The organism is Streptomyces odonnellii, from assembly GCF_000981895.1.
Taxonomy (GTDB): domain Bacteria; phylum Actinomycetota; class Actinomycetes; order Streptomycetales; family Streptomycetaceae; genus Streptomyces; species Streptomyces odonnellii.
Map to the genome: position 1 here is coordinate 1 of NZ_LATD01000015.1, position 6,073 is coordinate 6,073.

The 6,073-nt window shown below is 69.0% G+C and carries 6 protein-coding genes; 5 read left to right on the top strand and 1 reads right to left on the bottom strand.

Translation table 11 applies throughout. The annotated features are described in order from the left end of the window. The 4 genes from WH07_RS02160 to WH07_RS02175 form a co-directional block, all read left to right on the top strand. Nucleotides 1–263, top strand: a 263-nt coding sequence (locus WH07_RS02160; protein ID WP_046494602.1) for a sensor histidine kinase, incomplete at its 5' end; no start/stop codon positions are given. 151 nt (nucleotides 264–414) lie between these two features. Beyond that, a complete protein-coding gene (locus WH07_RS02165; protein WP_332836336.1) occupies nucleotides 415–1,074 on the top strand; it encodes a response regulator transcription factor in 660 nt (219 codons plus the stop codon). Between the two features lie 385 nt (nucleotides 1,075–1,459). Next, nucleotides 1,460–3,427 (top strand): 2-oxoacid:acceptor oxidoreductase subunit alpha, encoded by a 1,968-nt coding sequence (locus WH07_RS02170; protein WP_046494604.1) that lies wholly within the window; start codon nucleotides 1,460–1,462, stop codon nucleotides 3,425–3,427. Next, nucleotides 3,420–4,478: a 2-oxoacid:ferredoxin oxidoreductase subunit beta gene (locus WH07_RS02175; RefSeq protein ID WP_046494606.1), complete on the top strand. Its 1,059-nt coding sequence runs from the start codon at nucleotides 3,420–3,422 to the stop codon at nucleotides 4,476–4,478. The genes WH07_RS02170 and WH07_RS02175 overlap by 8 nt, the downstream gene beginning before the upstream one ends. A 115-nt stretch (nucleotides 4,479–4,593) precedes the next feature. On the opposite strand, the gene WH07_RS02180 is transcribed toward WH07_RS02175, so the two are convergent. Then, entirely contained in the window at nucleotides 4,594–5,028 is a 435-nt protein-coding gene (locus WH07_RS02180; RefSeq protein ID WP_046494607.1) for a winged helix-turn-helix transcriptional regulator, read from the bottom strand. A gap of 101 nt (nucleotides 5,029–5,129) precedes the next feature. Here WH07_RS02180 and WH07_RS02185 point away from each other — a divergent pair, with 101 nt between their 5' ends. Then, the gene (locus WH07_RS02185; RefSeq protein WP_046494609.1) at nucleotides 5,130–5,990 is read left to right on the top strand and encodes an SDR family oxidoreductase; all 861 of its coding nucleotides are present in this window, start codon (nucleotides 5,130–5,132) and stop codon (nucleotides 5,988–5,990) included. Nucleotides 5,991–6,073 lie beyond the last annotated feature (83 nt).

A 6,073-nucleotide genomic window follows, 5' to 3' on the forward strand; every position in this document is an offset into this window, starting at 1 on the left:
TCGCCTACTTCACCGTCTCCGAACTCCTCCAGAACATCAGCAAGCACTCCCAGGCACGGCGGGCGACGGTGGAGGTGTGGCAGACGCATGACCGGCTGATGCTCCAGGTCACGGACGACGGCAGGGGCGGCGCGGACACCTCGGCCGGCAGTGGTCTGGCCGGGCTGACCGAGCGGCTGGACGCCGTGGACGGGATTCTGGTCGTCGACTCCCCGCCCGGCGGCCCGACCACGGTCACGGCGGAACTGCCCTGGCGGGGGTGAGTCCGACCCCTCGGCTGTACCTGGCTGTCCCGGCTGTCGACCGGTTATCCACAGGCTGCGCGAAGCGATCCGAATGCTGCGATGCTGGGACGCGCGACAGCAGACGGACGGACTTCGACAGTGGGGGCGCGACATGGTCGTGGAGGACAGGGTGCGGGTGGTCATCGCCGAGGACTCGGTGCTGCTCCGGGAGGGCCTGACCCGGCTGCTGACCGACCGCGGCCACGATGTGGTCGCCGGAGTCGGTGACGGGGAAGCGCTGATCAAGACGGTGGGCGAGCTGGCGGACCAGGACGCCCTGCCGGATGTGGTGGTCGCGGATGTACGGATGCCGCCGACCCACACCGACGAGGGGGTACGGGCGGCGGTGCGGCTGCGCCGGGACCATCCGGAGATCGGGGTGCTGGTGCTCTCCCAGTATGTGGAGGAGCAGTACGCCACCGAGCTGCTGGCCGGCAGCAGCCGCGGTGTCGGCTATCTGCTCAAGGACCGGGTGGCCGAGGTCCGGGAGTTCGTGGACGCGGTGGTACGGGTGGCCAGGGGCGGCACCGCGCTGGACCCCGAGGTGGTGGCCCAGCTTCTGGGCCGGAGCCGTAAACAGGACGTACTGGCCGGGCTGACCCCCCGGGAGCGGGAGGTCCTCGGTCTGATGGCCGAGGGGCGGACGAATTCGGCGATCGCCAGACAGCTTGTGGTGAGCGACGGCGCGGTCGAGAAGCACGTCAGCAATATCTTCCTGAAGCTGGGGCTGTCCCCGAGTGACGGGGATCACCGGCGGGTTCTGGCCGTACTGACCTACCTGAGAAACTGACCGCGGCGGGCCCCGTCCCGCCCGCGCTGTCCGCGCTCCGCTCCTCCGTACGGCACCGGCGCCCACCGCCGTACACACCCCGCCCTCACCTTCCGCTCACTCCCCTCCACTGCCGCCCCGTCAGATGTGTGCCGGCCCCCGGGGCCCGGGCAGGACCAGGCAGGATCCGGCAAGGACCTAGACCCAAAGGATGAGAGCCGAGCGACGGCCATGAAGGATTTCAGGCGCAGACAAAATATGACAGACAGGTACGCCGGTTTATCTCGGACCGGCGTCCACCATACGATCGGTCCGGGGAAGGCGACCCTTACCGACGTAGGGTTGCCACTGGGAGTGCCGGGTGGCCGGCATGCCCGAGCCGCCGCCTCGAGGGAGGTCCAGTTCAGTGACCAGCCAGGTCAGTAGCCCAGCAGAGCACGCCGATGAGGCCGACGACGCCGGCAGTAACGTGCGCGCCGCCGGTGATCGGCATGCCTCTCTGTCTGGCGAGAAGTCCGGCGAGAAGGAAGTCCGTCGTCTGGACCGGGTCATCATCCGCTTCGCCGGCGACTCCGGGGACGGGATGCAGCTCACGGGCGACCGGTTCACCTCGGAGACCGCGTCGTTCGGCAACGACCTGTCGACTCTGCCGAACTTCCCGGCCGAGATCCGGGCGCCTGCCGGGACCCTGCCGGGTGTCTCCTCGTTCCAGTTGCACTTCGCCGACCACGACATCCTCACCCCCGGCGACGCGCCGAACGTCCTGGTCGCGATGAACCCCGCCGCGCTCAAGGCGAACATCGGCGATGTGCCGCGCGGCGCGGAAATCATCGTGAACACCGATGAGTTCACCAAGCGTCCGATGGCCAAGGTCGGCTATCTGACCTCGCCGCTGGAGGACGGCTCGCTGGACGGGTACCAGGTGCACCCGGTGCCGCTGACGACGCTGACGATCGAGGCGCTCAAGGAGTTCGGGCTCTCCCGCAAGGAGGCCGAGCGCTCGAAGAACATGTTCGCGCTCGGGCTGCTGTCGTGGATGTACCACCGGCCGACCGAGGGCACCGAGAAGTTTCTGCGCGCCAAGTTCGCCAAGAAGCCGCAGATCGCCGAGGCGAATGTGGCCGCGTTCCGCGCGGGGTGGAACTTCGGCGAGACCACCGAGGACTTCGCGGTCAGTTACGAGGTGGCCCCGGCAGGCACGGCCTTCCCGACCGGTACGTACCGCAATATCTCCGGGAATCTGGCGTTGGCGTATGGCCTGATCACCGCGAGTCACCAGGCTGAGCTGCCGCTCTACCTCGGTTCCTACCCGATCACCCCCGCCTCGGACATCCTGCACGAGCTGTCCCGGCACAAGAACTTCGGCGTACGGACCTTCCAGGCCGAGGACGAGATTGCCGCCATCGGCGCCGCGCTGGGCGCGTCCTTCGGCGGTTCCCTCGCGGTGACGACCACCTCCGGCCCCGGTGTGGCGCTCAAGTCGGAGACGATCGGGCTTGCGGTCACCCTGGAGCTGCCGCTGCTGGTCGTCGCCATCCAGCGAGGCGGCCCCTCCACCGGTCTGCCGACCAAGACCGAGCAGGCGGATCTCCTCCAGGCGATGTACGGGCGCAATGGCGAGGCTCCGGTGCCGGTGATCGCGCCGCAGACTCCGGCGGACTGCTTCGACTCCGCTCTCGAAGCGGCCCGGATCGCACTGACCTACCGCACCCCGGTCTTCCTGCTCTCCGACGGCTATCTGGCCAATGGCTCCGAGCCCTGGCGGATCCCGGAGACCGCGGAACTGCCCGATCTGCGGGTACGGTTCGCGACCGGCCCGAACCATCAACTGGCCGACGGCACCGAGGTGTTCTGGCCGTACAAGCGCGACCCGCAGACCCTGGCCCGCCCCTGGGCGGTGCCCGGCACCCCCGGTCTGGAACACCGCATCGGCGGGATCGAGAAGCAGGACGGCACGGGCAATATCTCGTACGACCCGGCGAACCACGACTTCATGGTGCGCACCCGCCAGGCCAAGATCGACGGCATCCAGGTCCCCGATCTGACCGTCGACGACCCGGACGGCGCCCGCACGCTGGTGCTGGGCTGGGGCTCGACCTATGGCCCGATCACCGCCGCCGTCCGTCGGCTGCGCCGGGGCGGCACACCAGTCGCCCAGGTGCATCTGCGCCATATCAACCCCTTCCCGCGCAATCTCGGGGAGATCCTGGCGCGTTACGACAAGGTCGTGGTGCCGGAGATGAACCTCGGCCAGCTCGCCAGCCTGCTCCGGGCCAAGTATCTGGTGGACGCGCACTCGTACAATCAGGTCAACGGCATGCCGTTCAAGGCCGAGCAGCTCGCCACCGCTCTCAAGGAGGCCATCGATGTCTGATGCCAACGAGTTGCTGACGCTGGTGCCCAAGGCCGCGGCCAAGCAGACGATGAAGGACTTCAAGTCGGACCAGGAGGTCCGCTGGTGCCCCGGCTGCGGTGACTACGCGGTGCTGGCCGCGGTCCAGGGCTTTATGCCCGAACTGGGCCTGGCCAAGGAGAACATCGTCTTTGTCTCCGGTATCGGCTGCTCCTCCCGCTTCCCGTACTACATGAATACGTATGGGATGCACTCCATCCATGGACGCGCCCCCGCGATCGCCACCGGACTGGCCACCTCGCGCCGTGATCTGTCGGTCTGGGTGGTCACGGGCGACGGCGACGCGCTCTCCATCGGTGGCAATCACCTGATCCACGCGCTGCGCAGAAATGTCAATCTGAAGATCCTGCTGTTCAACAACCGGATCTATGGGCTGACCAAGGGCCAGTACTCCCCGACCTCCGAGCTGGGGAAGATCACCAAGTCGACGCCGATGGGCTCGCTCGACGCGCCCTTCAACCCGGTGTCGCTGGCGATCGGCGCGGAGGCGTCGTTCGTGGCCCGTACGGTCGACTCGGACCGCAAGCACCTCACCGAGGTGCTGCGGCAGGCCGCCGACCACCCGGGCACCGCGCTCGTGGAGATCTACCAGAACTGCAATATCTTCAACGACGGCGCGTTCGAGGTGCTGAAGGACAAGCAGCGGGCAGAAGAGGCCGTGATCCGGCTGGAGCACGGGCAGCCGATCCGCTTCGGCGCCGACGGGTCCAAGGGCGTGGTGAGGGACCCGGCCACCGGTGATCTCCAGGTGGTGGCCGTCACGCCCGAGAACGAGTCGCGGATCCTTGTCCATGACGCGCACGCCGCGAGCCCGACGACGGCGTTCGCGCTGTCGCGCCTGGCGGACCCGGACACCTTGCACCACACCCCCATCGGGGTACTGCGCAGTGTCGAGCGTCCGGTCTACGACACGTTGATGTCGGACCAGCTCGACCAGGCCGTCGAGCAGAACGGCAAGGGCGATCTGGCGACGATGCTCGCGGGCGGCGACACCTGGACCGTAGTCGGCTGAGCCACCAGCCACCGGCCGGGGCTGAGCCCTCCAGCCACGCCACCGGCCGGGGCTGAGCCACCGGCCGTTACCCGGCCCGTATGACGACGCCGGCAGACGACAGGGCCCGGATCTCTCAGGAGGTCCGGGCCTTCGTGTATCCCTCGCGGCGCGCCTCGGGCCTGGGCGCCGCGTCGTGCGCCTCATGGGCCTCGTCGTACTTCCCTCGCGCGTCGAACACCTCGTCCAGCCGCTGTTCCACCCAGCGGGCCAGCCCCCACACCTGCTCGGCGGCCTCCCGCCCCAGCGCGGTCAGCGAGTAGTCCACATGCGGCGGGATGACGGGGCGGGCGTCGCGATGGACGAAGCCGTCGCGCTCCAGCGTCTTCAGCGTCTGCGCGAGCATCTTCTCGCTGACACCGCCGATCTCGCGCCGCAGTTCGCTGAAGCGGTACGAGCGCTCCAGCAGGGCGCCCAGCACGAGCACGCCCCAGCGGCTCGTGACGTGCTCCAGAACCACCCGGGAGGGGCACATCTGCCGGTTGACGTCCGGCACGCTGCTTACGGTCATGCCAGTACCTTACTTCAAGGTGGGTACTTTCCCTTGGTTAGTGCAGCTCATAGGGTGAGTGCCAGAGCGCAATGAAATCGCACGAACTGGAGAAATCACCCATGAGCATCGTTGTCACCGGAGCCACCGGACACCTCGGCCGACTGGTCGTCGAGTCCCTGCTCACCGCCGGTGTCCCGGCCGGCGGGATCGTCGCGGGCGCCCGGAACGAGGAGAAGGCGGCGGGTCTGGCGGCACGCGGAGTCGAGGTACGGGTCGTGGACTACGACCGTCCCGAGACGCTGGCCGAGGCGTTCCGCGCCGGCGACCGGGTGCTGCTGATCTCCGCGAGCGAGCCCGGCAGGCGCGTACCGCAGCACAGCGCGGTCATCGACGCCGCGCGGGCGGCGGGCGTGGCCCAACTCGCCTACACGGGCGTCCTGGGCGGCCCCGAGGCCGACTTCGACCTGGCCGCCGACCACAAGGAGACCGAGCGGCTGATCCTCGGCTCCGGGCTGCCCTACACCTTCCTGCGCAATGGCTTCTACACCGAGGTGTACACGGAGAACCTCGCTCCGGTACTGGAGCACGGCGCCGTCGTGGCCAACGCGGGCGAGGGCCGGATCGGCAGCGCCGCCCGCGCGGACTTCGCGGCAGCGGCGGCGGCCGTACTGACCGGCGACGGACACCTCAACACGGCGTACGAGCTGAGCGGTGACACGGCGTGGTCCTTGGCCGAGTACGCGGCGGAGCTGTCGCGGCAGACCGGCCGGACCATCCGGTACGACAATGTGCCGGGCGAGGTACGGCTGGGGATTCTGACCGGTGCGGGGGTCCCCGAGGCGCTGGCCGCGATCCTGGTGGATGTGGACCACGCGATGGAACGGGGACGGCTCGCCGGCGGTACGGGCGACCTGGCCCGGCTGATCGGCCGCCCGACGACACCGCTCGCCGAGTCGGTCGCCGAGGCGCTGAAGGCCTGACGTACCGTCACCGCCCCTTGCCCGACCCGCCCCGCCTCCGTACCGCCATCTCGCGTCGCGCTCGTACCGGGCCTGTACATGAC

What these genes read in the sequence shown, in the direction of transcription:
- WH07_RS02175 (WP_046494606.1), top strand. Translation starts at nt 3,420, where the DNA reads ATGTCTGATGCCAACGAGTTGCTGACGCTGGTGCCCAAGGCCGCGGCC.
- WH07_RS02180 (WP_046494607.1), bottom strand. Translation starts at nt 5,028, where the DNA reads ATGACCGTAAGCAGCGTGCCGGACGTCAACCGGCAGATGTGCCCCTCC.
- WH07_RS02185 (WP_046494609.1), top strand. Translation starts at nt 5,130, where the DNA reads ATGAGCATCGTTGTCACCGGAGCCACCGGACACCTCGGCCGACTGGTC.